Origin of the sequence: Blautia sp. RTP21359st1_E11_RTP21359_211015, assembly GCF_040910705.1 — a bacterium.
GTDB lineage: Bacteria > Bacillota > Clostridia > Lachnospirales > Lachnospiraceae > Blautia_A > Blautia_A fusiformis.
In genome coordinates, this window is the sequence record NZ_JBDGAB010000005.1 from 20,719 (window position 1) to 46,923 (window position 26,205).

The 26,205-nt window shown below is 45.8% G+C and carries 21 protein-coding genes; 19 read left to right on the forward strand and 2 right to left on the reverse strand.

Annotation, left to right across the window (positions count from 1 at the left end):
* Window positions 1-10 precede the first annotated feature (10 nt).
* From acsB to AB5026_RS02830, 10 genes are all read left to right on the forward strand, one after another.
* Window positions 11-2,140: an acetyl-CoA decarbonylase/synthase complex subunit alpha/beta gene (gene acsB / locus AB5026_RS02785; protein WP_092072021.1), complete on the forward strand. Its 2,130-nt coding sequence runs from the start codon at window positions 11-13 to the stop codon at window positions 2,138-2,140.
* 173 nt (window positions 2,141-2,313) lie between these two features.
* Window positions 2,314-3,255 carry an acetyl-CoA decarbonylase/synthase complex subunit delta gene (gene acsD / locus AB5026_RS02790; protein WP_015525297.1) on the forward strand — a complete coding sequence of 314 codons (942 nt, stop codon included), beginning with the start codon at window positions 2,314-2,316 and terminating at the stop codon, window positions 3,253-3,255.
* Window positions 3,256-3,276: 21 nt separating this feature from the next.
* A complete protein-coding gene (gene acsC / locus AB5026_RS02795; RefSeq protein ID WP_015525296.1) occupies window positions 3,277-4,623 on the forward strand; it encodes an acetyl-CoA decarbonylase/synthase complex subunit gamma in 1,347 nt (448 codons plus the stop codon).
* A 110-nt stretch (window positions 4,624-4,733) separates the two neighbouring features.
* Window positions 4,734-5,519 carry a carbon monoxide dehydrogenase/acetyl-CoA synthase methytransferase subunit gene (gene acsE / locus AB5026_RS02800; protein WP_015525295.1) on the forward strand — a complete coding sequence of 262 codons (786 nt, stop codon included), beginning with the start codon at window positions 4,734-4,736 and terminating at the stop codon, window positions 5,517-5,519.
* Between the two features lie 148 nt (window positions 5,520-5,667).
* A complete protein-coding gene (gene acsV, locus AB5026_RS02805; RefSeq protein ID WP_147603539.1) occupies window positions 5,668-7,608 on the forward strand; it encodes a corrinoid activation/regeneration protein AcsV in 1,941 nt (646 codons plus the stop codon).
* A gap of 27 nt (window positions 7,609-7,635) precedes the next feature.
* Window positions 7,636-8,298, forward strand: coding sequence for a DUF3786 domain-containing protein (locus AB5026_RS02810; RefSeq protein WP_022427073.1), 663 nt, complete (start codon window positions 7,636-7,638; stop codon window positions 8,296-8,298).
* A gap of 98 nt (window positions 8,299-8,396) precedes the next feature.
* Window positions 8,397-10,082, forward strand: a complete 1,686-nt coding sequence (locus AB5026_RS02815) for a formate--tetrahydrofolate ligase (RefSeq protein ID WP_015525292.1) — start codon at window positions 8,397-8,399, stop codon at window positions 10,080-10,082.
* Window positions 10,083-10,180: 98 nt separating this feature from the next.
* Entirely contained in the window at window positions 10,181-10,810 is a 630-nt protein-coding gene (locus tag AB5026_RS02820) for a cyclodeaminase/cyclohydrolase family protein (protein ID WP_021651423.1), read from the forward strand.
* 14 nt (window positions 10,811-10,824) lie between these two features.
* Window positions 10,825-11,676 carry a bifunctional 5,10-methylenetetrahydrofolate dehydrogenase/5,10-methenyltetrahydrofolate cyclohydrolase gene (locus tag AB5026_RS02825; protein WP_015525289.1) on the forward strand — a complete coding sequence of 284 codons (852 nt, stop codon included), beginning with the start codon at window positions 10,825-10,827 and terminating at the stop codon, window positions 11,674-11,676.
* 135 nt (window positions 11,677-11,811) lie between these two features.
* Window positions 11,812-12,468 carry a glucosaminidase domain-containing protein gene (locus tag AB5026_RS02830; RefSeq protein ID WP_368212716.1) on the forward strand — a complete coding sequence of 219 codons (657 nt, stop codon included), beginning with the start codon at window positions 11,812-11,814 and terminating at the stop codon, window positions 12,466-12,468.
* A 433-nt stretch (window positions 12,469-12,901) separates the two neighbouring features.
* On the opposite strand, the gene AB5026_RS02835 is transcribed toward AB5026_RS02830, so the two are convergent.
* Window positions 12,902-14,410 (reverse strand): 4Fe-4S dicluster domain-containing protein, encoded by a 1,509-nt coding sequence (locus AB5026_RS02835; RefSeq protein WP_129975016.1) that lies wholly within the window; start codon window positions 14,408-14,410, stop codon window positions 12,902-12,904.
* A 400-nt stretch (window positions 14,411-14,810) separates the two neighbouring features.
* Between AB5026_RS02835 and AB5026_RS02840 the strand changes: the two genes are divergently transcribed.
* The 4 genes from AB5026_RS02840 (at window position 14,811) to spoIVA (ending at window position 20,486) form a co-directional block, all read left to right on the forward strand.
* Window positions 14,811-15,290 carry an NAD(P)H-dependent oxidoreductase subunit E gene (locus AB5026_RS02840; RefSeq protein WP_022426537.1) on the forward strand — a complete coding sequence of 160 codons (480 nt, stop codon included), beginning with the start codon at window positions 14,811-14,813 and terminating at the stop codon, window positions 15,288-15,290.
* On the forward strand, window positions 15,287-17,158 hold the full coding sequence (locus AB5026_RS02845; RefSeq protein ID WP_368212718.1) for an NADH-ubiquinone oxidoreductase-F iron-sulfur binding region domain-containing protein: 1,872 nt from the start codon (window positions 15,287-15,289) through the stop codon (window positions 17,156-17,158). Before AB5026_RS02840 ends, AB5026_RS02845 begins: the two co-directional genes overlap by 4 nt.
* Before the next feature lie 15 nt (window positions 17,159-17,173).
* Window positions 17,174-18,871: a [FeFe] hydrogenase, group A gene (locus AB5026_RS02850; protein ID WP_015525283.1), complete on the forward strand. Its 1,698-nt coding sequence runs from the start codon at window positions 17,174-17,176 to the stop codon at window positions 18,869-18,871.
* 145 nt (window positions 18,872-19,016) lie between these two features.
* Complete coding sequence (spoIVA, locus tag AB5026_RS02855; RefSeq protein WP_022426914.1) at window positions 19,017-20,486, forward strand: stage IV sporulation protein A; 1,470 nt, start codon at window positions 19,017-19,019, stop codon at window positions 20,484-20,486.
* Between the two features lie 36 nt (window positions 20,487-20,522).
* Here the strand turns inward: spoIVA and AB5026_RS02860 are convergent, their stop codons facing one another.
* The gene (locus AB5026_RS02860) at window positions 20,523-20,684 is read right to left on the reverse strand and encodes a hypothetical protein (protein ID WP_015525281.1); all 162 of its coding nucleotides are present in this window, start codon (window positions 20,682-20,684) and stop codon (window positions 20,523-20,525) included.
* Between the two features lie 140 nt (window positions 20,685-20,824).
* On the opposite strand from AB5026_RS02860, the gene AB5026_RS02865 reads away from it, so the two are divergent.
* The 5 genes from AB5026_RS02865 (at window position 20,825) to AB5026_RS02885 (ending at window position 26,177) form a co-directional block, all read left to right on the forward strand.
* Window positions 20,825-21,655, forward strand: a complete 831-nt coding sequence (locus AB5026_RS02865; RefSeq protein ID WP_022426913.1) for a transglutaminase-like domain-containing protein — start codon at window positions 20,825-20,827, stop codon at window positions 21,653-21,655.
* Window positions 21,656-21,671: 16 nt separating this feature from the next.
* Window positions 21,672-22,334: a hypothetical protein gene (locus AB5026_RS02870; RefSeq protein ID WP_161209919.1), complete on the forward strand. Its 663-nt coding sequence runs from the start codon at window positions 21,672-21,674 to the stop codon at window positions 22,332-22,334.
* 132 nt (window positions 22,335-22,466) lie between these two features.
* Window positions 22,467-23,759: an MBOAT family O-acyltransferase gene (locus AB5026_RS02875; RefSeq protein ID WP_330583975.1), complete on the forward strand. Its 1,293-nt coding sequence runs from the start codon at window positions 22,467-22,469 to the stop codon at window positions 23,757-23,759.
* Window positions 23,760-23,774: 15 nt separating this feature from the next.
* Entirely contained in the window at window positions 23,775-25,172 is a 1,398-nt protein-coding gene (locus AB5026_RS02880; RefSeq protein WP_021653020.1) for a hypothetical protein, read from the forward strand.
* A 15-nt stretch (window positions 25,173-25,187) separates the two neighbouring features.
* On the forward strand, window positions 25,188-26,177 hold the full coding sequence (locus tag AB5026_RS02885) for an SH3 domain-containing protein (protein WP_022426912.1): 990 nt from the start codon (window positions 25,188-25,190) through the stop codon (window positions 26,175-26,177).
* The last annotated feature ends 28 nt before the right edge of the window (window positions 26,178-26,205 follow it).

Here is a 26,205-nt window from a genome sequence, read left to right on the forward strand (position 1 = left end):
AGGTATTACAGTGACTTTATTTGATAGAGTATTCGGCGGAAACGATGCTGTATATGGTTTAACAGAGGGTGCTATTGACGGCGCGATCGCTCAGTATGGCGAAGACAAAGCTGTCAGCTTCCCGAATACCGCTTACAGCCTTCCTTGCTACTATGCTGTAACAGGAACAAAAGTTACAACATTAAAAGAATTAAAAGAAGCTCTTGGCGTTGTAAAAACACTTATGACAAGAGAGAAAAGACTGAACGATGCATTCATGTCCGGTGTTGCTACAGCACTCTGCGCAGAGTTCATCGAGGTTCTGAAATATATCGACGGAGCAACTCCTTACGAAGAGCCATGCTATGGACATCTTGGTGATGCTGTTATCCGTGAGCTCGGTGTACCGCTTGTAACAGGCGATATCCCAGGCGTTGCTGTTATCCTTGGTGCGGCTCCTACTACAGAAGAGGGTGTTGCTCTTGTAAAGAGCTATCAGGCACAGGGTATCCTGGTAACACTTGTTGGCGGAATCATTGATCAGGTTGCAGAAGCCGGAATGAAGACAGGTGCCAACGTTCGTGTTATTCCTCTTGGAAAAGATGTTACATCTGTTGTTCATGTAGTTTCCGTTGCAATCCGTGCAGCGCTGATCTTCGGTAACGTAACACCTGGAGATGCAGGAACACTTATGAAATACACAATGGATCGTGTACCGGCATTTGTTAACGCATTCAAACCTCTGGATGATGTGATCGTAGCATGCGGTGCAGGCGCTATCGCACTTGGATTCCCGGTTGTTACAAATGAGACAGAGAATATCTTCCGTGTACCGAAGAGCCTTATCGTTCAGGAGGACGTAAGCAAATTTAACGCTACTTCTCTTGAGGCGCGTGATATTAAGATCAAGATCACAAATATCGATATTCCGGTTGCTTTTGCATCTGCATTCGAGGGTGAGATCATCCGTCGTAAAGATATGCAGGTTGAGTTCGATGGCTCCCGTGTAGACTGTGCAGAGCTTGTACAGACCTGCGATGCTTCTGAGATCGAGGATCACAAGATCACAGTAATCGGACCTGAAGTAGATGAGATGGAATTCGGCAGCAAGAACAGCATTGCATATGTTGTTAAAGTTGCAGGTAAGAATATGCAGTCTGACTTTGAGCCGGTTATCGAGCGTAAATTCCACAACTACATCAACTGTATCGAGGGTGTATACCATACAGGACAGCGTGATATGCAGCGTATCCGTATCAGCATTGACGCATTTAATGCAGGATTCAGAATCAAACATATCGGTGAAGTTCTTTATGCATCTGTTAAGAATGAGTTCGATGCAGTTGTTGATAAATGTGAGGTTGTTATCTATACAGATCCTGCTGAATGTACAAGAATCCGTCATGAGGTTGCAATTCCGATCTTTGACAAACGTGATGAGCGTCTTGATACTCTGACAGATGAGTCTGTTGACGTATATTACAGCTGTATCCTTTGCCAGGCATTCGCACCAAGCCACGTATGTGTAGTAACACCTGAGAGACTTGGTCTTTGCGGTGCGGTTTCATGGCTGGATGCAAAAGCTACACATCAGCTTGACCCAGCTGGTCCTTGCCAGATCATCACAAAAGAGCGTCCGATCGATGAGAATCTTGGTTCTTATGAGGACGTTGATGAGGCAGTTCAGAAATTCTCCCAGGGTGCTCTGGAGCACGTTACACTGTACTCCATCATGCAGGATCCGATGACTTCCTGCGGATGCTTCGAGTGTATCTGTGGTATCGAGCCATTCTCCAACGGTGTTGTTATTGCTAACCGTGAGTATGCAGGCATGACACCACTTGGAATGACATTCCCTGAGATGGCATCCATGACAGGTGGTGGAGTTCAGACACCTGGATTCATGGGACATGGTAAACATTTCATTTCCTCCAAGAAGTTCATGAAGGCTGAGGGCGGTATCGAGCGTATCGTATGGATGCCGAAAGAACTGAAAGAATTCGTAGCTGACAGACTTAATAAGACTGCAAAAGAGCTTTACGGAATCGATAACTTTACAGACATGATCGGTGATGAGACGATCGCAGAAGATCCGGAGACACTGGTTGCATTCCTTACAGAAAAAGGACATCCGGCTCTCGGACTTGATCCGATGATGTAATTTATCAGGGAGAAAGGATGTGCGGACATCCTTTCTCCTGCAAACTGTTAAAAAGTTTGTTGATTTTTTAACAGAAATATAGTGCTGCATCTTGCCAATAACTGGTGCTATGTAGTATAATATAAGAAGCTCTGTAGTTTTTTAATTATTATTTTTAAGGAGGCTAACGAAAAATGCCGTTTAATCAGAAACCACAAAAGTTCAATGCAAAGATTAATGCTGTCACAATCGGAAGCGGAGATAAGACTGTGACAATTGGTGGGGATTGTACATTCCCATTTTATTCCTTTGACGCAGAGTCAGAGAACTGCCCGAAGATCGGTGTAGAGATCTCTGATATGGGTCTTGAGGGCGTATCTGAAGGTATCAAAGCTTACTATGAAGGCGCTACTACAATGGCTGACATTGCTAAGAAAGCTGCAGCTATGGAGGGTGCTGACTTTGTTGCACTTATTCTTGAGGGCGGCGACCCGAACGGTGTTAACAAATCTATCGATGAGCTGATCGCAGTTGTTAAAGAAGTTGCAGATGCAGTTGACTGTCCACTGGTTGTAGAGGGCTGCAAGAATGTTGAGAAGGATGCAGAGCTCCTTCCGAAGGTTGCAGAGGCTCTTCAGGGCAGAAATGCACTGATCCTTTCCGAGAAAGAGGAGAACTACAAAGCGATCGGTGCAGCAGCAGGTCTTGCTTACAATCAGATCGTAGGCGCTGAGTCTGCCGTTGATATCAACCTTGCTAAACAGCTTAACGTTGTTACTACACAGCTTGGTGTAGATGCTAAGAAGATCGTTATGAATATCGGTAGTGCAGCAGTTGGTTATGGATATGAGTACGTAGTATCTACTATGGACCGTATCAAAGGTGCCGCTTTAGGCCAGAATGATAACATGCTGCAGATGCCTATTATTACACCTGTATCCGCTGAGACATGGAATGTTAAAGAGGCAATGGCTTCTGAAGCAGACATGCCGGCATGGGGACCACAGGACGAGCGTGGAATCGACATGGAAGTTGAGACAGCAGCAGCTGATCTTGCAGCTGGTTCTGATGCAGTTATCTTAAGACATCCGGAATCTGTTAAGACAATTTCCAAGCTGATCAAAGCACTTGCGTAATAAATAGGAGGATAAAGAGCTATGGCACTGAATGGTATTCAGATCTTTAAATTAACACCAAAGAAAAACTGTAAGGAATGTGGATGCCCTACATGTATGGCTTTCTCTATGAAAGTTGCACAGGGCGCTATGAAAATTGAGCAGTGTCCTCATATGTCCGAGGATGCATTAGCATCTCTTTCTGAGGCAACTGCACCGCCAATGAAAACTATCAAGATCGGAACAGGCGATGGAGAGTTTACACTTGGTGGAGAGACTGTTCTTTTCAGACATGAGAAGACATTTGTAAGCAAAACAAGATATGCCGTATCACTTTGCACATGCATGAGTGATGAAGAAGTAGAAGCAAAACTTGCAGAGATCCCACACGTTGACTATGATCGTATCGGTGAGAGAATGCATGTAGAGCTTGTTTATGTAAACTGCGATGAGAATGCAGATGCTGCAAAATTTACAGCACTTGTAGAGAAGGCTAAAGGTCTTGGAAGAACACTGATCCTTGGCTGTACAGATCCTGAGATCGCAAAAGCTGCCCTTGAAGTATGTAAGGACGGCAAACCGGTTCTTAACGGAGCAAACGCTTCCAACTACGAGGCAATGAGCAAGGTTGCTACAGATGCAGGCGTAGTTCTCGGTGTATCCGGTAAGGACATCAATGAGTTATATGATACTACAGCAGCTATTGAGAAACTTGGCAACAAGAATCTCGTACTTGATACAACAGGAGCTGACATCAAAGAGACCTTTGCAAATACTGTACAGGTTCGTCGTGCAGCTCTTAAGAATCAGGACAGAACATTTGGTTATCCTTCTATCGTTAACCTTGTTAAACTTGCGAAGGGTGACAAACATTTACAGGCAGCACTTGCTTCCATGTTTACTATGAAATATGGTTCTATCATCGTTATGGAGCAGATGACATATGCAGAGGCACTTCCGCTGTTCGGTCTTCGTCAGAACGTATTTACAGACCCGCAGAAGCCAATGAAGGTAGAACCGGGCATTTATCCTCTGAACGGAGCAGACGAGAATTCTCTCGTTGTAACAACAGTAGACTTTGCTCTTACATATTTCGTAGTATCTGGCGAGCTGGAGCGTTCCGGTGTTCCGCTTAACCTGGTGATCAATGATGCAGGCGGACTTTCCGTACTTACATCCTGGGCAGCAGGTAAATTCTCCGGAAACAGCATCTCCGAGTATATCAAAGAGAATGTTGAGCCGAAGGTTAAATGCAGAAGACTGGTTATTCCTGGTAAAGTAGCAGTTCTTAAGGGCGATCTTGAGGCTAAGCTTCCTGGATGGGAGATCATCGTAGGACCAAGAGAAGCAGTACAGCTTGTGAAATTCTTAAAAGACCTTGATGCATAAACTTAAGGTTTAAGAAATCAGCTGTCCGGCAATATCGCCGGCAGTTATAAACGGCTGTGCAGGTTTGCTACACAGCCATATCCTACTAATATGTAAAGGAGAACACGAGTATGGCAAAATTTGTAACAATTGGGGAGAGACTTTCAACAACAGCACCGGCAGTAAATAAAGCATTTACTGAGAGAGATCCTGAGCCGATCATCAAAAGAGCAAAACAGCAGCTTGATGCAGGCGCTACATATCTTGACGTAAATATCGGACCTGCTGAGAACGATGGCGAGGACCTTATGAAATGGGCAGTACAGCTCCTTCAGTCTGAGTTTGACAATGTTCCGCTTGCTCTGGATACTACAAACCAGAAAGCTATTGAGGCTGGTATTTCCGTATACAACAGAAGCAAAGGTAAACCGATCGTAAACTCTGCAGATGCTGGAGACAGAATTTCCAATATCGACCTTGCAGCAGCTAACGATGCGATCTGTATCGCACTTTGCTCTTCCGGTATGGTTGCATCAGACAATGACGAGCGTATGATGCACTGCCAGAACATGCTTGAGAGAGGTCTTGGCCTTGGTATGGAAGCAGAGGATCTCTGGTTTGATCCGCTTTTCCTTGTTGTAAAAGGAATGCAGGACAAACAGATGGAAGTTCTTGAGGCAATCAAGATGTTCTCCGAGATGGGTCTGAACTCCACTGGCGGTCTTTCCAACAACAGTAACGGTATGCCAAAACATATCCGTCCGATCATGGACTCTGCTCTTGTAGCTATGGCTATGATGAATGGTCTTACATCTGCAATCGTTAACCCTAACGACCTTCGTCTTATGGAGACAATCAAATCCTGTGACGTATTCAAGGGTAACACACTTTACGCAGATTCTTACCTTGAGATCTAATTTGGCGTGTGAACAAAACAGGAGCGCTGTTTCAGAGGCTGGGGGCTTCGGCCTTCAGCCTCTTTTTTACTAATATAGTTTAGTCTAACTCCCAACGCCACAGGTGGAAGACGAATAACTTTTACGAGGCGAGAAAGGTGGTTGCCGAATGTTTAAGGTGACTTTTGCTTTTGAAAATGGCAGTACGGTAGAAGCATTTGCTAATGCGGGGGATAATTTGCTGGAGGTTGCTCGTGGTGCCAATGTGGCTATCGATGCACCATGTTCCGGAAACGGAGCCTGTGGAAAATGTCGGGTACAGTTAAAAAGCGGAGAACTGGACTCAAAGAAAACTCTTCATATTTCGGATGAAGAATATGGCGCAGGCTGGCGTCTGGCCTGTATGAGCAAGATCAGTGCAGATGTGGAGGTTCTTGTTCCGGATATTGCATCCGCATATAAGAGCCGAATGAAAGTGGCTGATTTGAGCTCAAAAGAAGAAATCGCTATTTTTGAAAATGCCAAGCATGAAGTTGAGATGGCTGGCATAGAACTTACAAACAGTCTTGATGTTGTGGAACTTCAGATGGATATTCCATCACTGGATGATACCATGCCGGATAATGAAAGACTGACCCGTGCACTTCAGAAGTTTATGAACCTGAAGCGTGTCAGAATTCCGTATGCGGTGCTTAAGAAGCTTCCAGATGTACTTCGTGAGAGTAAATTTTCTGTGAAGTGCGTGGTTCGTACAGCACCAAATGACATGTATGTTTATGATATTTTTGACAGTAAGAAAGATGTTGTGATCGGTGGTCTTGCTGTAGATATCGGTACCACAACCGTTTCGGCAGTCCTGATCAATATGGAAACAGGAGAGATCCTGGCCAAGAGTTCTTCCGGAAACGGACAGATCCGTTTTGGTGCGGATGTTATCAACCGTATCATCGAATCTCAGAAACCTGGCGGAAAGAAGAAACTTCAGGACGCGGTGATCAAAGAGACCATTAACCCGATGATCCATGAGATGTGCAGAAGCATTCATTTCCCGGAGAAACAGATCTACCGGATGTGTGTTGCTTCTAATACAACCATGAATCATCTGTTTGCAGGGATCAATGCGGATCCGCTTCGTATGGAACCGTATATTCCTACGTTTTTCAAAACAAATTCCTTGTTTGCATCGGATGTGGGAATTGAGATCAATCCGGATGCACATATTATCATGGCTCCGAATATCGGAAGCTATGTAGGTGGAGATATCACTGCCGGTACATTGGTAAGTATGATCTGGAATAGACCGGAATTCTCCCTGTTTATCGACCTTGGTACTAACGGAGAGCTTGTATTCGGTAATTCCGATTTTATGATGAGCTGTGCATGTTCCGCAGGTCCTGCCTTTGAGGGTGGAGATATCAGCTGCGGTATGCGTGCTACAGACGGTGCTATTGAGGCATGTACCATTGATAAAGAAACTATGGAGCCGACATATAAGGTTGTAGGTGAACCTGGAACCAAACCGGTAGGACTTTGCGGTTCCGGTATCATTGATGTGATCAGTGAACTTTTTATGACAGGAATCATCAATCCGAAGGGAAAATTTGTCCGTGAGGGCAAAAGAATCCGTCACGATCATTATGGCATGGGAAGCTATGTGATCGCGTTTGAAGAGGAAGCCGGTTCTGCCAAGGATGTTGAGATCACAGAAGTAGATATTGATAATTTTATCCGTGCCAAAGGTGCTATTTTCTCTGCAATCCGTACTATGCTGAATTCTCTTGATTTCGATGTTTCCATGATCGATGATGTATATGTTGCCGGTGGAATCGGAAGCGGAATCAATATGGCCAATGCAGTGCATATCGGAATGTTCCCGGATATCCCTCTTGAGAAGTTCCATTACATTGGGAACTCTTCTCTGACGGGTGCTTATCTGATGCTTCATTCCACATCAGCAGAGAAGAAAACCTATGAACTGGCTTCAAATATGACTTACCTGGAGCTTTCTACAGTTCCTACCTATATGGATGAGTTTGTAGGTGCATGCTTTATTCCGCATACGGACACAAATCTGTTTCCGTCTGTTATGGAAGAACAGCAGAAGAGATAAAGCAGACTAAAACAGCAGAGGTAAAACATGGCTTTTAGTATAAATGACTTGAATTATGAAAAAGACAGCAAAGAAAGAATGCCCTGGGAGCATTATACAGAGGAGTTCGCTAAAGCAGACCCGGCAGAAATTGCCGGACGTCTTTCACTTCCTTATGACGAAGAGAAGAAAGAATTGACTCTGAAATTCCTGGGAAGCGTTTATTATATTTCCTGGCCGGATTTTCAGGTAACTCATGAGGAAGATGATGCGGGATTTTATCCTCTTGAGGAAATGCATTATGCAAAGATCCTTGCTATCCGTTTTCTGCTGAACGGGAATGTATCTCAGGGAAGCGGAAGGTTTAAAACATACAGGGAAATGCCCTGGGGAGAGGTTTATCTCCGTCAGTTTGATGGCAGGTGCATCAAACGCCTGGCTTTCACATACGGAAACAGACTTAAGGATTTCAAGGAGATCATGGAACACATCCATGCGGTTCCCGTGGATCATGGAGATATTGCATACCAGGTGGAGATCTTTCCGGGATATGTAGTTCAGATGATCCTCTGGGAGGGGGATGATGAATTTCCGCCGTCCTCACAGATCTTGTTTTCTGATAATTTTCCGGTTTCCTTTGCGGCTGAGGATATGGCCGTTATGGGAGACGTTATCATTGGGTCTTTAAAGGCATTTCTGAAATGTCTTTAAAAATGAAAAATAGTTAAGAACAGGATGGGACCTGTTTTTATAGAGATGCAGTTTTAAGGGATTAAAAACTGTAAAAATACCTAAAGGGAGGTAACATTATGGGATTTAAAAGTGACATCGAAATTGCACAGGAGTGCGAAATGCTTCCAATTACACAGATTGCAGAGAAGGCAGGTATTGACGACAAATATCTGGAGCAGTACGGTAAGTACAAAGCAAAAATTGATTACAATCTGTTAAAAGAGAGTGACAAGAAAGATGGTAAGCTGATCCTCGTAACAGCTATCAACCCGACACCTGCAGGAGAGGGAAAAACAACAACAACCGTTGGTCTTGCAGATGCAATGCAGAAAATGGGCAAAAAAGTAATGGTAGCTCTTCGTGAGCCATCCCTCGGACCGGTATTCGGTGTAAAAGGTGGTGCAGCAGGCGGCGGTTATGCACAGGTAGTTCCGATGGAGGATATCAACCTTCACTTTACCGGTGACTTCCATGCGATCGGTGCGGCAAACAACCTTCTTGCAGCAATGATCGACAACCATATCTTCCAGGGTAATGACCTGAACATTGACCCGAGAAAGATCACATGGAGACGTTGCGTGGACATGAACGACCGTCAGCTTCGTAATGTAGTAGATGGTCTTGGCGGAAGAACAAACGGTATGCCTCGTGAAGACGGATACGACATTACAGTTGCATCTGAGATCATGGCAGTTCTTTGCCTCGCAAGTGACATCAAAGACCTGAAAGAGAGACTTTCCAGAATCATCATCGGATATACCTATGGTAAAGTTTCCGAGCAGAAACCGGTAACAGCTGGTGATCTTCATGCAGAGGGTGCTATGACAGCACTTCTGAAAGATGCCCTGAAACCAAACCTTGTACAGACACTGGAGCATGTTCCTGCAATCGTACACGGCGGACCATTCGCAAACATCGCTCATGGATGTAACTCCGTAACAGCTACAAAGATGGCTATGAAACTTGCAGATTATGCTATCACAGAGGCTGGATTCGGTGCTGACCTTGGTGCAGAGAAATTCCTTGACATCAAGTGTCGTATGGCAGGCCTTCATCCAAGCGCAGTTGTTATCGTAGCTACTGTTCGTGCACTGAAATACAACGGTGGTGTTCCGAAGGCAGATCTGAACAACGAGAACCTTGAGGCTCTTGAGAAAGGTCTTCCAAACCTTCTGAAACATGTAAGCAATATCAAGAATGTATACAAACTTCCATGTGTAGTTGCTATCAATGCATTCCCGACCGATACCAAGGCAGAGCTTGACCTGGTTGAGGCAAAATGTAAAGAGCTTGGCGTTAACGTTGCACTTTCCGAGGTATGGGCAAAAGGCGGCGAAGGCGGCATGAAGCTTGCTGAGGAAGTAATCCGTCTTGTTGAGGAGCCGAATGACTTCACATATGCTTATGAGCTTGAGGGATCCATCGAGGATAAACTGAATAACATCGTACAGAAAGTTTACGGTGGTAAGAAAGTTGTTCTTACAGCAAATGCTCAGAAACAGGCAAAACAGCTGGAAGCACTTGGATTTGGCAACTGCCCGATCTGTGTTGCTAAGACACAGTACAGTCTGACTGATGATCAGACAAAACTTGGTGCACCGACAGACTTTGAGGTAACAGTACGTAACCTGAAGATTTCCGCAGGTGCAGGATTCATCGTTGCTCTGACAGGTGAGATCATGACTATGCCAGGTCTCCCGAAAGTTCCGGCAGCAACCAAGATCGATGTAGATGAGACAGGTAAGATCACAGGTCTCTTCTAATCGGAACATAAGATCAAAAACAACCGGAGGGGGCTTTTTATAAAGCCCCCAATGGGCTCTAAAGAGTGCTAAAATAAGAATATAAGGAGGAGAGTCCTATGGGATTTTCTACCAGTACATGTACTGAATTTGTCGAGGTATTAAGCTCCAAGGCACCGGTTCCAGGCGGCGGCGGTGCATCTGCCCTTGTAGCTGCTGTTGGTACAGCTCTTGGAAACATGGTTGGAAGCCTTACTGTCGGTAAGAAAAAATATGCAGATGTAGAAGATGAAATGTGGGAGCTGAAAAAGAAATGTGATCAGCTTCAGAAAGATTTCCTTCATCTGATCGAGAGAGATGCGGAAGTTTTTGAGCCTCTTTCCAAGGCTTACGGAATGCCGAGAGAGACAGAAGAAGAGAAGGCTGAGAAGGCTCGAGTAATGGAAGCTGCCCTCAAGGAAGCATGCTCTGTTCCTATGGAGATCATGGAGAAATGCTGCGAGGCTATTGAACTTATCGTTGAGTTCGGAGCAAAAGGTTCTAAGCTTGCAATCAGTGATGCTGGTGTAGGTGCTGCATTCTGCAAAGCAGCTCTTAAGGGAGCAAGCCTGAATGTGTACATTAACACAAAATCTATGGCTGACCGTGCGTATGCAGAGGAATTAAACAAAAAAGCAGACGCTATGCTTGAGAAATATACAAAGATCGCAGACGAGACATTTGACAGTGTTCTCGGAAGACTGAAATAGGAGGAACCAGACAAATGGCAAAGCAGTTATTAGGTAAAGAAGTAACAGCGGCTCTCAATGAAAAGATCAAAGCGAACGTTGCAGAGCTTCAGGCAAAAGGTGTAGATCCTACACTTTGTATTATCCGTGTTGGTGAGAATCCAAGCGATATTTCCTATGAGAGAGGTGCTACAAAGCGCTGTGAGACTCTTGGTGTTGCATGTGAGAAAATTCTTCTTCCGGAGGATGTTTCCCAGGATGAGCTTCTTGCAACCATCGATAAAGTAAACAAAGATGACAAGATCCATGGAGTTCTTCTGTTCCGTCCGCTGCCAAAACATCTGGATCAGGCAGTGATCGAGAATGCACTTGCAGCAGAGAAGGATGTTGACTGTATGACAGATCTTTCCATGTCTGGTGTATTTACAGGCAAGAAGATCGGATTCCCGCCATGTACACCGCAGGCATGCATGGAGATCCTTGATCACTATGGAATCGACTGCACAGGCAAAAAAGCGGTTGTTATCGGAAGAAGTCTTGTAGTTGGTAAACCGGCTGCCATGATGCTTGTTAAGAAAAATGCGACAGTAACGATCTGCCATACAAGAACCGTTGATATGCCGTCTGTTGCAAAAGAGGCGGATATCGTCATCGTTGCAGCTGGTCGTGCTGGTGTTGTCGGCGCTGATTATGTCAGAGAGGGACAGACTATTATCGATGTTGGTATCAATGTCAATGCAGAGGGCAAGCTTTGTGGTGATGTTGATTATGCGGCAGTTGAGCCAATCGTTGATGCGATCACACCGGTTCCTGGCGGAGTAGGAAGTGTTACAACTTCTGTTCTTGTAGGTCATGTGGTTGAAGCTGCAATGAGAAAAGCGCAGTAATAACAGTAATAAAGGGTTGATCATTTATATATGTACAGATTCCGAAATAGTTTTTGTTTACGGATGATGGTACTTGCAGGCGTTCTGGTGTTCGGAACGCCTGCAGGTGTTTTGGCAGAGGAAGCGGATCATTCTATGGAGGGTCAGATTTCGAAGCCTCAGTCATCTGGAGAGAGTGATACAGAGGGTTTTGTGGATGATTCCACAGATAATACTTATGGATATTATACGATCATGGGGTGTACCACAGTGGATGCGGAGGATATGGTAGTGCAGTATGAGGCGCAGAATGTGGAGTATCCTTCCGGCATCCTGACGGAGGGTGGTGCACCGGATATTGATACGTTTTGCACGATTGTGATAGAGGAAGCGGATGCGGAGGGCGTCCGTGGAGAGGTTGTTTTTGAGCAGGCCATGCTTGAGACCGGATGGCTTCAGTTTGGTGGGGATGCCAGTGCGGTGCAGTTTAATTTTTCGGGGCTGGGAACTACCGGTGGTGGTGTTGCCGGTAATTCTTTTCCTGATGTAAGGACGGGGATCCGGGCGCAGGTGCAGCATCTGAAGGCTTATGCTTCTTCGGAGGAGCTGAACCAGGCTTGTGTGGATAATCGGTTCCAGTATGTTTCCCGTGAGAGTGCGCCTTATGTGGAGTGGCTTGGGATCCAGGAGAATCCTTATGGTGGCGGATGGGCCGCCGGGAGAAGTTATGGATATAAGCTTAGGAGTCTTCTGGCGGAGTTGAAGGGGGAGGAGTATACCTGGCCGGAGAGTACGGAGACGGTGGAGAAGTAGTGGTGGTGGCGAACGGGACGGCCCGGAAGGGAGTGCGGTTCTGTCCGCGGCCGGGCTTCGTCGGCGGCTGGATCTAAGGCGCCGGGATTCTGCTAAAACCATTTTCCAAAAGCCAGAACTCGCGGCTTTTTGCCGCTCAGACAGCTGGCTTTTGAAAAATAACGCAGAAGTCCCGCCGCCTAAGATCCAGCACACCTCCTGCAGAGTCGTCCGCAGACAGTACCGCACTCCCTTCCGGGCCTGTGCGTTGGTTGGGGTAAGTTGTCTGGCTAAACGATAGGATGTGGATGAGGGATGGAGGCGGGCTTTGCCCTGTCCTGGTTGATAAAATAATGGAGATGTAACCTTGAAGATTAAAGATCTAGGTTGCATCTCCGTTTTTTATTCAAATTGAAATATTTTGGGAATTATATAGTGGAATATTTTGAGGTAGTTAGTTCAACTCCAGGTTTTCCAGTTCCTGTGAGGGGAGTTTTGGTTCTGAGCTGTCTACGTATTTTTTGAGGGCCTTGGAGGTTTTTGCGAAGCCGGCGTTGGTTCCGGCGCCTCCGATGCAGCCTCCGGGGCAGGCCATTCCTTCGATCATGCAGTTTTTGAGTTTTCCGGCTTTTGCCAGAGTGAGGACTTTTTTACATTCGGCAAGGCTTTCTGCGTGTTCGATGTGGACTGGTATATCGGGATAGTATTCCTTCAGACAGTTTTCGATGGCTCCAGCTACGCCGCCGGCGATGGCGTAGCCTCGTCCTGCGGCGGTTGCAGCCTGGGTTTCTTCCGGGAGCTCTTCGCAGGTGGATGGGGTGATGCTTTTGGCGTCGAACAGGCCCCAGAGTTCCTCGAAGGTGATCACGAAGTCTACATCACTTCTTACGGAATGTCGCATGGCTTCCAGTTTTTTGGAGGCGCATGGTCCGATGAAGACTACTTTCGCATGGGGGTGCTCTTTTTTTACGATCCGGGCAGTTGCCACCATCGGGGTCAGCTCCTGGGAGATGTTGTCGATCATAGCCGGGAAGTATTTCTTTGCCATGACGGACCAGGATGGGCAGCAGGAGGTGAGGAGGAACGGGAGGTGGCCGGTTGCTACTTCTTTGGCGTAGTGGTGTGCTTCAGAGATGCAGCCGATGTCTGCGCCCAGTGCTACCTCATAAATGTTTGAGAAGCCCAGTTGTTTGAGAGCGGAGCGGAATTGGCCCGGGGTGACGTCTTCGCCGAACTGATTGATGTAGGCGGGGGCGATTTCTGCAATGATCTCAGTTCCTTCTCGAAGGGCGTGGGACAGCTGGAAGATCTGGGATTTGTCGGAGATAGCTCCGAATGGACAGCTGACCATGCACATGCCGCAGGACACGCATTTATCCTGGTTGATAGAGGCGCGTCCCTGTTCATCGCTCTCGATGGCTTTTACACCGCAGGCACGTTCGCAAGGGCGTTCTTTATGGGCGATGGCATCGTAAGGACAGACAGCTTTGCATCTTCCGCAATGGATACATTTGTCCTGGTCGATGAAGGATTTTCCGTTTACCATGGAAATGGCGCCTTTGGGGCAGGTGAGTAAACAGGGATGTGCGACACAGCCGCGGCACATGTTGCTGACTTCGTATTTGTTGGATTCGCATGCGGAACATGCGGAAGGGATCACCTGCATAAGAGGTGGTTCATAATATTTCTCGTCAATGTTGCTGGCCTTCACGCCATCGGTAAGGTGGACGGAACGATTTTCCGGGCGGAGGGAAAGTCCCATGGCCAGACGGACACGTTCGCTTGCAACAGCTCTTTCACGATAGATGCTTTCGCGGTATTTCGCGCGTTCCTCTACAATATTGTAGGGAATGGATTCGATATCATGGATCATTGATTCGTCCGTGGATTCAAATCCGATCTTAGCAATTTCGGTAAAAATCTTTCGCCGGATCTGTTTTACTGGTGTGTCAAGATTTCGCATAGATGTTCTCCTTTACAAAATAAATTAATTAAATGTTTTCCACGCACTTTTTATCTATCTTAAAGTAATTGAGAAATAAAATCAATAACCGGCTTTAATGTTTTGGGGCAGAAACAAAGAGCAGATTTGTATCTTTATTATCAAAGCTGTTAAAAATTGAACATATTTTATGGAAAATAGATATAAAATCAGTAAGCCGTTGTAAACATTTCGATATATTCTGAAAAAAGCAAAAAAACTGCTTGTGAAAAATGACCATATAAGTTATAATTAAAGGCATGAAATAGTGCAAAATAATGATTTGCATAAATGCGCGGCACTGACAGAGTGTTAAAGCATTAACCTGTAGTGGAACAGGTTGATCGAGTGGAAAATCTATGAGAAACAAGGAGGGAACCGAATGTTAGACCAGACGTATTACAAGAAAACGGATGAGATCATCGAGCACTACGGCCGGAAAGCTGCATCACTGATTCCGATCATGCAGGATATTCAGGCTGAGTACCGTTATCTTCCGGGAGAGCTTCTTACTTATGTTGCGGAACAGATTGGTGTAAAAGAAGCGAAGGCGTACAGTGTAGCTACTTTCTATGAAAACTTTTCCTTTGAGCCGAAGGGCAAGTACATCATCAAGGTATGTGACGGTACTGCCTGTCATGTACGTAAGTCCATGCCTGTAAAGGAAGCAATGCTGAAGGAACTTGGACTGAGTCATAAGAAGCATACTACAGATGATATGATGTTTACCGTTGAGACAGTTTCCTGTCTTGGTGCCTGCGGACTTGCACCGACACTGACTGTAAATGATGAAGTTCACCCGAAGATGACTCCTGAGAAGGCTGTTGAGCTTTTAAATGAATTGAGAGGTGAGAGCGTATGAGTATAACCAGTATGGAAGATCTGAAAAACAAACAGGCTGAGGTTAAGAAGAATCTTGATGGCTATACCTGCCGTGTTCTCGTCTGTTCCGGTACCGGATGTATTGCTTCCGGTGCTCAGAAGATTTATGAAGAAATGTCAAGACTCTGTGAGGGAATCGAGGGTGTTGCGGTTGAGATGCAGAAGGATGTTCCTCATGTAGGAATCGTTAAGACCGGATGCCAGGGCTTATGTGAACTTGGTCCTCTTATGAGAATTGAGCCCTATGATTATCAGTATGTACATGTTCAGGTAGACGACTGTCGCGAGATCGTAGAGAAGACCGTGATCTGCGGACTGCCTGTTGAGCGTCTGTTTTATCGTCATAATGATGAGGCCTGTCCACATCCCAGTGACATTCCGTTCCTGAACCAGCAGACAAGGATCGTTCTTGAGAACTGTGGCAAGATCGATGCAGAGTCCATTGATGAATATATTTCCGTAGGCGGATTTTCCGCTATGGCGAAGGCTTTCTTTGAGATGACCCCACAGGATGTTATCGACGAGATCTCGAAGTCTGGTCTCCGCGGCCGTGGCGGTGCAGGCTTCCCTGCAGGCAAGAAATGGTCACAGGTTGCACGCCAGCCGGAAAAAGTCCGTTATGTAGTATGTAACGGTGATGAGGGTGACCCGGGAGCATTTATGGATGGTTCCGTAATGGAAGGTGATCCTTACAAGATGATCGAGGGTATGGTGATCGCTGCCTATGCAGTAGGTGCAGAAGATGGTTATATTTATGTGCGTGCCGAGTATCCTCTTTCTGTACAGAGACTTCGAATGGCTATTGAGCAGGCAGAGTCCTATGGCCTTCTTGGTGATAATATCCTTGGTTCCGGTATTAATTTCCACTTACATATCAATCGCGGTGCCGGAGCGTTCGTATGTGGTGAAGGTTCTGCCCTGACTGCTTCTATCGAAGGCAACAGAGGTATGCCTCGAGTAAAACCTCCGAGAACTGTCGAGCAGGGTCTGTGGGGTAAGCCTACCGTTCTCAATAACGTAGAGACTTATGCCAACGTACCGAAGATCATCCTTCAGGGTGCTGACTGGTTCCACACCATCGGTACAGAGGGAAGCCCCGGAACAAAGACCTTCTCACTTACCGGTTCCATTGAGAACACCGGCCTTATCGAGGTGCCGATGGGAACAAGCCTCCGTCATATCATTTATGACATCGGCGGCGGTCTTAAGAGCGGTGCTGCATTTAAGGGTGTACAGATCGGCGGTCCTTCCGGTGGATGTCTGATCGACGGTCAGATCGATCATCCGCTTGATTTTGATTCTGTTAAGAAGCTGGATGCCATCATGGGCTCCGGCGGATTGGTTGTTATGGATGAGAATACCTGTATGGTAGAGGTTGCGCGTTTCTTCATGAGCTTTACACAGCGTGAGAGCTGTGGTAAATGTGTTCCCTGCCGTGAGGGTACCAAACGTATGCTTGAGATCCTGGAGAGAATCGTCGCAGGTAAGGGTGAGCTTTCCGATCTGGATGAGCTGGAAGAGCTTGCAAACATGGTTCAGAGCATGGCCCTGTGCGGACTCGGTAAGAGTGCACCGCTTCCGGTCATCAGTACTCTGAAGCGTTTCCGTGACGAATATGTAGAGCATATCGTAGATAAAAAATGTCGTGCGAAGGTCTGCACGGCGCTCCGTCAATTCCATATCAATCCTGAGTTCTGTATCGGCTGCGGCAAGTGTGCAAAGAACTGTCCGGCTGGTGCGATTTCAGGAAAGATCAAGCATCCACATGTAATCAACAACGACGTATGTATCAAATGCGGATCCTGTAAGGATAACTGTAACTTTGATGCGATTTATGTGGAAGCATAGAAGGGAGGATATCTTATGGGTACAATGACAATTGACGGAAGAAAAGTAGAATTCACCGACGAAAAAAATGTCCTGACAGTCATCAGGAATGCCGGTATCAATATCCCCACACTGTGCTATCATTCAGAGGTTTCCACCTTTGGTGCCTGTCGTCTCTGTACAGTTGAGGATGACAGAGGCAAAACATTTGCCTCCTGTTCCGAGCAGCCGAGAGACGGAATGGTTATCTATACCAACTCCGGTCGTATTAAGAAATATCGTAAACTGATCGTGGAGCTGCTTCTTGCAGCACATTGCCGTGACTGTACAACCTGTGTAAAGAGCGGCGAATGTATCCTGCAGGAGCTGGCACATCGCCTTGGCGTGCGGGATATCCGTTTTGAAAATACAAGAGAACAGCACGAGATCGATGACAGTTCACCGTCCATCATCCGTGATCCGAACAAATGTATCCTCTGCGGCAACTGTGTACGTGCCTGCGAGGAACTTCAGGGAATCGGAGCTCTTGGATTCGCATTCCGTGGAACAGAGGCCATGGTTATGCCTGCATTCAATAAAAAGATTGCTGAGACACAGTGTGTAAACTGTGGTCAGTGCCGTGTTTACTGTCCGACAGGAGCCATCTCCATTCGTACACATATGGATGAGGTTTGGGATGCACTTGCGGACAAGGATACCCGTGTGGTTGCCCAGATCGCGCCGGCAGTCCGTGTAGCAGTTGGTGATCACTACGGCCTCACAAAGGGCAGGAGCGTTATGGGCAAGATCGTCAACGCACTCCACAGAATGGGCTTTGATGAAGTATACGATACCACATTCAGCGCCGATCTTACTATTATGGAAGAGACCAAGGAGTTCCTAAACAGAGTGGAGAAGGGTGAGAACCTTCCGCTTCTGACCTCCTGCTGTCCTGCATGGGTGAAGTTCATCACAGATCAGTATAAGGAATATGTTCCGAACATTTCTACCTGCCGTTCCCCACAGGGAATGATGTCTGCGGTTATCAAGGAATACTTCCGTGATCCGGAGCATGCAGCAGGCAAGAAGACCGTTATGGTTTCCATTATGCCATGTACAGCCAAGAAGGCAGAGGCAATCCGCCCGAACAGCTTTACCGATGGCGAGCAGGATACCGATATCGTTATCACAACCACAGAGCTTCTCCGCATGATCGATAACTTTGGTCTTGATTTTGCAACACTGGATCCGGAAGCATGCGATATGCCGTTTGGATTTGGTTCCGGCGGTGGCGTTATCTTCGGTGTTACCGGTGGTGTTACCGAGGCAGTTCTTCGAAGACTGAGCCCGGATCACAGCAAGGAAGCCATGCATGAGATTGCAGAGTGCGGTGTTCGTGGTGAAGAGGGAATCAAGGAATTTACCGTACCGTACAAGGGAATGGATATCAATGTATGTGTTGCCAGCGGCCTTGCAAATGCAAGAACCGTTATGGAACGTGTGAAGAACGGTGAGGCAAACTATCATCTGATCGAGGTTATGGCATGCCGCCGTGGATGTATTATGGGTGGAGGTCAGCCGACCAGATCCGGTGACAGAACCAAGGCAGCCAGAGCAAGAGGTTTGTACAATGCAGACAATACCATGATCATCAAGAAATCCGATGAGAACCCACTGGTTCTGGAGCTTTATGAGGGACTCCTCAAAGGCAAAGAGCATCATCTGCTTCACAATGAGTTCTATATCAAAGACTGATATGAGGAATACAAAGAGCTGCTGTTCCCGGTGAACAGCAGCATATAAGAAGCCTTCCGGGCATATACTGTGGTATGCGGGAACTGTCTTTTTTAAGACGTTTCCCGGAACTTACAGGCCAGTATATGCAGGGAGGCTTTTTTATATGGAAAACTTTCAGGTTTACCGTGATATCCAGGCGCGGACGGGCGGGGATATCTACATAGGGGTTGTGGGACCGGTCCGTACAGGAAAATCCACATTCATCCGGAGATTTATGGAGCTGATAGCACTGCCATCGATCAGCGAGGGAAAAAGAGCAGAACTTCAGGATGAACTGCCATTAAGCGGTGCTGGAAAAATGATCACCACCGTAGAACCCAAATTTATTCCAAAAGAAGCAGTGGAAGTATCCATAGGGGAAAACCAGAAAATCCGGGTAAAACTCATTGACTGTGTAGGCTTTCTGGTAAAAGATGCATCCGGAAATGTGGAAGAAGGCAGGGAGCGGATGGTCAAAACTCCCTGGCAGGAAAAAGCAATCCCGTTCCATGATGCAGCCCGCATTGGAACGGAAAAAGTGATCAGCCAGCATTCCACCATTGGGATTGTAGTCACAACAGACGGAAGTTTCGGGGAGATTCCCAGAGAAAATTTTATCCCGGCAGAGGAACAGACCATAAAAGAACTGAAAGTCCAGGGAAAACCCTTTCTGATCCTGGTAAACTCCCAGACTCCCTACAGTGAGGAAACCGGAAAAACTGTAAAACATCTGGAAGAGAAATTTGGAGTATCCGTTCTGGCAGTCAACTGTGAACAGCTTCGAAAAGAGGATGTGACCAGAATCCTGGAGAAGATCCTTTATGAATTCCCGGTCAGTGAGATAGAGCTTTTTGTTCCCAGATGGGTGGAGATGCTTTCTCCGGAACATGAGGTAAAGGCGGCTCTGTTAAATGAGATTCGGGAAAAGATGACCAGACTTACTCATGTGCGTGATGTAAGCAGAGAATCAGTATATCTGGAAAGTCCATATGTGGAAGATACATTGCTTGAGCAGGTCAGTCTTTCCGATGGAAAAGTCCGTATCCGGATCGCAGTAAAAGACATTTATTATTATCAGATGCTTAGTGAAATGAGCGGGATATCCATGGAAAGCGAATATGAACTGATCCAGACCATAAAAGAGCTTGCCGGTATGAAGGAACAATTTGTAAAAGTCCAGGCTGCCCTGGAAGCGGTAAAAGGAACAGGGTATGGGGTTGTGGTGCCTGAGCTTTCCGAGATCACTATTGAGGAACCTGAGGTGATCCGTCAGGGAAATAAATTCGGAGTAAAGATCCGGTCAAAAAGTCCGTCCATTCATATGATCCGGGCGGGAATCGAAACGGAGATCGCTCCGATCGTTGGTACAGAACAGCAGGCGGAGGACCTGATAAAGTATATCAGAGAAAGCCCGGAGCGAGGGGAAAGTATCTGGGAGACCAATATTTTCGGAAAATCCATCCAGCAGCTGGTGGAAGACGGAATCCGGAACAAGCTGGCCATGATCAGCGAAGAAAGTCAGGTGAAGCTTCAGGATACTATGAAGAAGATCGTAAATGACAGCAAAGGCGGACTGGTGTGTATCATCATATGAATGGAGAATAGAATTGCAAAGCAAAAAGGACGTTCTTCAGCAGACGTCCTTTTTTTGATGTTGTTTTTTCCATTCTGCGATAAACTGAAGCTGTTCCTGGTCAGATAGTTCCTGGGAAGCGGCGTCATTTCCTGCAGCGGCACAGCAGAAAAGAACAAAGATCTGGAGTCCGAAGAATACAAGAAAAAAGAGAAGCATAGAAAAACCTCCTTTATTTTTCAGATATGTTAAGTATTGGAGGAGATAATGTATTTTATACATTATATTGCAAGAAAATCAGAGCAATGCTATAATTATCACCGGGTATGAAGATTTTTAAAACAGGAGGAAAAGAAACCATGAAAAAGAGAAGATTCGCACAGCTTGTTCTCATGATCACAATGCTGTTTTGCCTGACATTTGGCACAGTGTGTGCGCAGGCGGCAACAACAGCAACCACAACAACCGCAAAAGCAGCTGTTAAAAATGGCTGGAAAAAAGAGGGCGGTCAGTATTATTACTACATCAAAGGTAAAAAAGTTACCAACAAATTAAAAAAGATCAATGGTGCGATATATTATTTAGGCTCGAATGGTGCAAGAAAGACCGGATGGTATACAGTAAAATCCGGAAATACCTACAAAACCATGCAGTTTGCTTCCAACGGAAAATACACTGGGAAATCCAAAAAAGCAAATGCAGAACTGATCAAGATGACAGATTCAGTGCTTCGCAGCCAGAAGATTTCTGCAAGTCTGACTACAACTGCGCAGAAAAAAACGGCTCTTCAGAAATTGTTTAACTATTCCAAAAAATACGGATATATGAGAATGAAGGGCTTTGACGGAAAACCTTTGCAGTTTACAAAAGGTAAAAGCCAGATGTTTGCATATCTGACCATGGGAATGGAAAAAGGAAACTGCTACGGTGTTGCATCAGCCTTTGCAGTACAGGCTAAACGTGCAACAGGACTTCCGGTCCGTGTATGCTGGGGAAAAAGTAATGTATTTAATAAAAATAAATGGCAGCCACATGGATGGACAGAGATCAAGATTGGAAATACCTGGTATACATTTGATGCAAATGCAGCAGGAAACAAATCCAGAAAAGATGTTAAATATTATATGCAGAAATCTTCATCCATGAAAAAATACTATAAAACTGAAGGAAAAGAAGATATCGTTCTCTAAAGAACAGGAGCAGATCATGAAAAAGTGGACAAAGAAGATCCTGGCAGCAGTACTTTGTCTGATGATGCTCCAGATACCGGCAGCTGAACCGCTTATTGCGGTTCAGACTGTACAGGCAGCATCTACAGCCAAGGCAGCCAAGGTAAAAAACGGTCTCAAAAAAGAGGGCGGACAATACTACTATTATGTGAAGGGAAAAAAAGTAAAGAATACATGGAAAACCGTGACTGTCGCTAATAAGACTACCGGCAAAAAAATGACATACAGATACTATTTTTCCAACACCGGAAAGGCTTATAAAGGTGGAACATTCTTCGGGGAGAACTATCTCCTTGTAAAAAAGATCGGCGGGAAATACTATGGATTTAACCGGTATGCACAGATGGTAAAAGGCGTTTATTATTCCGCATATGGACAGTCCAGAGCCGGATTTTATGCTTTTAATACAAAAACCGGTGTATACGATGCCAGAACATCTTCAAGATTAAGGAAAGCATTTGTAAGAGAAAAGAGTTCTGCAGCACTGCGGAAAGCCCTTGGCAGACCTCTTCGTACCAGAAAGACAGATGGCTGTTATGGTGACGGACAGGAATATCTGTTGGAATACACAAGATTCTGGGTCAATACATACAAAGACAAAAAAGGGAAGGAAATCGTACTGGACGTGATCAGCAAATAAGATTCGCCAGACCGATAAATAAATAGAATTATGGTTTTCAGTTCAATGGTATTTCTGTGTGTATTTCTTCCGGCTGCTTTTTGTCTGCATCTCCTTTTACCTGGGATGCGGGCCAAAAATTTTTTGCTTGTAGTGGCAAGTCTGGTCTTTTATGCATACGGAGAACCGATTTATGTAATATTACTGGTTGCTTCATCGGCGGGCAACTATATTTTAGCGCGTCTGACAGGGGAATGTCCGAAGATCCGTAAGCTCACAATGACATTGGCTGTGGTGATAAATCTCGGTCTTCTTGTGATCTTTAAATATTCCGGATTTCTGGTGGAGACATTTAATTCTGTTACCGGTGCCGGAATTCCGGTTCCGCATGTCCGGATGCCGATCGGAATATCGTTTTTTACTTTTCAGGCACTTTCCTACGTGATCGATGTTTATCGGGGAGATGCTTCGGTTCAGAAGAATTTCGGAAAGGTGCTTCTGTATATCTCATTTTTCCCACAGCTGATCGCGGGACCTATCGTCAAGTATCATGATGTGGAGGCGGAGATCAATAATCGTAAGCAGACACCGGAGGAAATCGGAAAAGGAATCCGGCGTTTCATTGCAGGTTTGAGTAAAAAGATTCTTATCGCCAACACAATGGGACTTGTGGCGGATAATCTCTTTGGTGCGGCAGCAACCGGAATCACTGGTCCGGGTGCTTGGCTGGGCGCAGTTTCCTATATGCTGCAGATCTATTTTGATTTCAGCGGCTACAGTGATATGGCGCTGGGACTCGGAATGATGTTTGGATTTCATTTCCATGAGAATTTTGATTATCCTTATATTTCTGCCAGTATCCGTGAATTCTGGAGAAGATGGCATATGTCTCTTTCAGGATGGTTTAAGGAATATCTGTATATTCCGTTAGGGGGAAACCGCAGAGGGAAATTCCGTACAGTGGTCAATAAAATGATCGTTTTTGTGTGTACAGGTATCTGGCATGGTGCCTCCTTTAATTTTCTGTTCTGGGGAATTTATCATGGCTTTTTCCTGATGCTGGAAGAGTATATCCCATTTATCGGGAAAAAGGGCGGAAAACTCAAGAGCTTTTTTCAGCATGTCTATGCACTTCTGGTAGTTTGTGTTGGCTTTGTGTTTTTCCGTGCGGACACTATGAAGCAGGGATGCTTCTGGATCAGAGAAATGTTTACGGATTTTGGATGGAAGGCTTCCGCAATGAGCCTTACACTGCAGCAGCTGACACCGGTATATCTTGTAACGCTGGCAGCGGCACTGGTCGCAGCAGTTCCGGTAAACAGCATGCTGAAAAAGTATAAATGGTATGAAGGCTTTACCTATGTATTAAGTCTGGCTGGTTTTGCGCTTTGTGTATTGAGCCTTGCCGGCGGAACCTATAATCCGTTCATCTATTTTCGATTTTAAGAGGAGGCAGAAAACATGAAAAAATTGCAGGTGCTTTATATTACTGCATTTTTTGCAGCTTGTCTTGTGCCATCTCTGGGGATGGCGGTGACAAAGCAGGAAGCATCGTCTGAAAACCGAAGACTGGCTGAGTTTCCTGAACTGAAAAAAGAAAACGAGATCAATACCCGTTGGCTGCCGGAAGCAGGCGAATATTTTCAGGAACATTTTGCGTTTCGAAATGAGCTGGTAACGGCAAATGCCCTTCTGAACGGGAAGATTTTCGGAGTATCTACTGCAGATGGTGTGATCCAGGGAACCGATAACTGGCTTTATTATAAGGATTCGCTGGAGGATTATCTTGGAGAGGAGCTTCTTTCCGAGAGAAGCCTTTTTAATATTGCACATACACTGGCCATGATGCAGGAGACATTGAATGAAAAAGGCGTGCAGTTTCTTTTTACTGTGGCACCTAATAAAAACTCACTCTATGGAGAGAACATGCCGTACTATGACAGCCTGAAGGTATCATCGGACAAAAACCTTGTTAATCTTCAGAAATATCTCAGGCAGGAGCAGGTTTCTTACGGAGATCTGTATGAGACTCTTTCAGAAGAGAAAGAAGTTCTTTATCACAAAAGAGATTCACACTGGAACAACAAGGGTGCTGCAGTTGCGGCGGAAACATTGCTGTCTTCTCTGAAAAAGGAGCATGTTTCCTATAAGGAGGAACCCTATACTATAAAAACAGATTTCACAGGAGATCTGGATGAGATGCTGTATCCTCTTGCAACGACACCGGAAGAGGAAGTTTATTATGACAGACAGACAACATTTGCCTATGTGGGAGAAGTGGTAAGTAATTTTGATCCGAAGATCACAACGGTAAATCCTGTGAAGGAAGGAAGTCTGGTCATGTTCCGTGATTCTTTTGGTAATGCACTGCTTCCGTTTATGGCAGATGCTTATTCCAGTGCGTATTTTTCCAGAGGAGTACCTTACCAGATGAGTGAAGTGGATGAGAAGAATGCAGATACTGTGATCGTGGAACGGGCAGAGCGTTTTCTCCCGGAAATGGCACAGTCACCGCCGATCATGGAAGGACCGGAGTGTCAGGTGAATGTTACGGAAGAAGATACGGTTCCTGCCGGTGCCGGAGCAGTTCAGTGCGAGATCCAGGGAAATCTGGAAAAGATCACAGGTTGTATTGAAGAAAAATATCTGGATATAGACAGCAGGATTTATATAAGATTGAACCATGATAAGATTTATGAAGCATTTCCGATGGATGTTTCCACAGAAGATGGAAAAACGGACAGCAGCGGTTTTTGCTTATATCTGGACCGTTCACTTCTTGCAGCAGACGGAAATCAGATCGAAATTCTTACAGGCAACAAAGATTCAGCCCGTATAATAGGCGGACTGACACTATAAAGGAGGATATAAGAAATGAGAAAAAAAACAGTACAGGTGCTTTTAGGGGTAGCATTGATCGCAGCGATGTGTCTGGGGGCACCGACAGCTGCTTTTGCAGGCGAGACAACGACAAAGGAGGAAACCGCAGAGAAAACTGGCGATAAAGATTCCGCAGAAGAAAAAGAGACCGCAGAGGATTTTCAGATCGGAGAGCTTACAGTAAAAAATCAGAGCGGACTTGAGGTGAAATCCGCAGAGCTTCAGGATGCAAAAGAGGATGACAGCAAAAAGAAAGACTCCAAGGATGCGGCAGGTCAGGATCTAGTGATCACCATGAAAGATGGTACAGAGCATACCTTCCGGAATGTGACACCGGATGACTGGAAAGAACCTGTTTTTTATAATGAGTATGAGATCCTTTATATTTCCTACACGGATGAAAAAGGAAAATCTCAGGAAGCGCTGGAAGATGCGAAGGAGACTGAGCTGGAAGAAGCTGCCACTACCTATGCAAAATCCAATGTAAATATCCGTGAAAAAGCGGATACAAAATCAAAATCCCTGAAAGTAACATCTCTTGGAACCGAGTTCAAGGTAACCGGTGTATGCCCTGGATGGCTGAAGGTTGAAGGAGATGGTGTTAAGGGATATGCGGCACATACATACTTCACTTCCAATAAAGATGAGATCGACAAGCTGGTAGCAGAGCAGAAAGCAGCTGAAGAGAAAAAAGCGGCAGAGGCAAAAGCGGCATCAGACGCACAGGCGGCAGCAGAAGCGCAGGCAGCGGCGGACGCACAGGCAGCGGCAGACGCGCAGGCAGCAGCGGACGCACAGGCAGCGGCAGACGCACAGGCAGCGGCAGAGGCACAGGCAGCGGCAGAGGCACAGGCAGCAGCAGAGGCAGCAGCATCAGAACCTACCGAGGTTAGCCGTCAGGCCTATGATGACTGTGACGGAAGTGGCCATGGCTACTATGAGATCACCTATTCTGACGGAAGTGTGAGATACGAAGAGTATTGATCAGAATGAACGATAAGGAAAGATATGT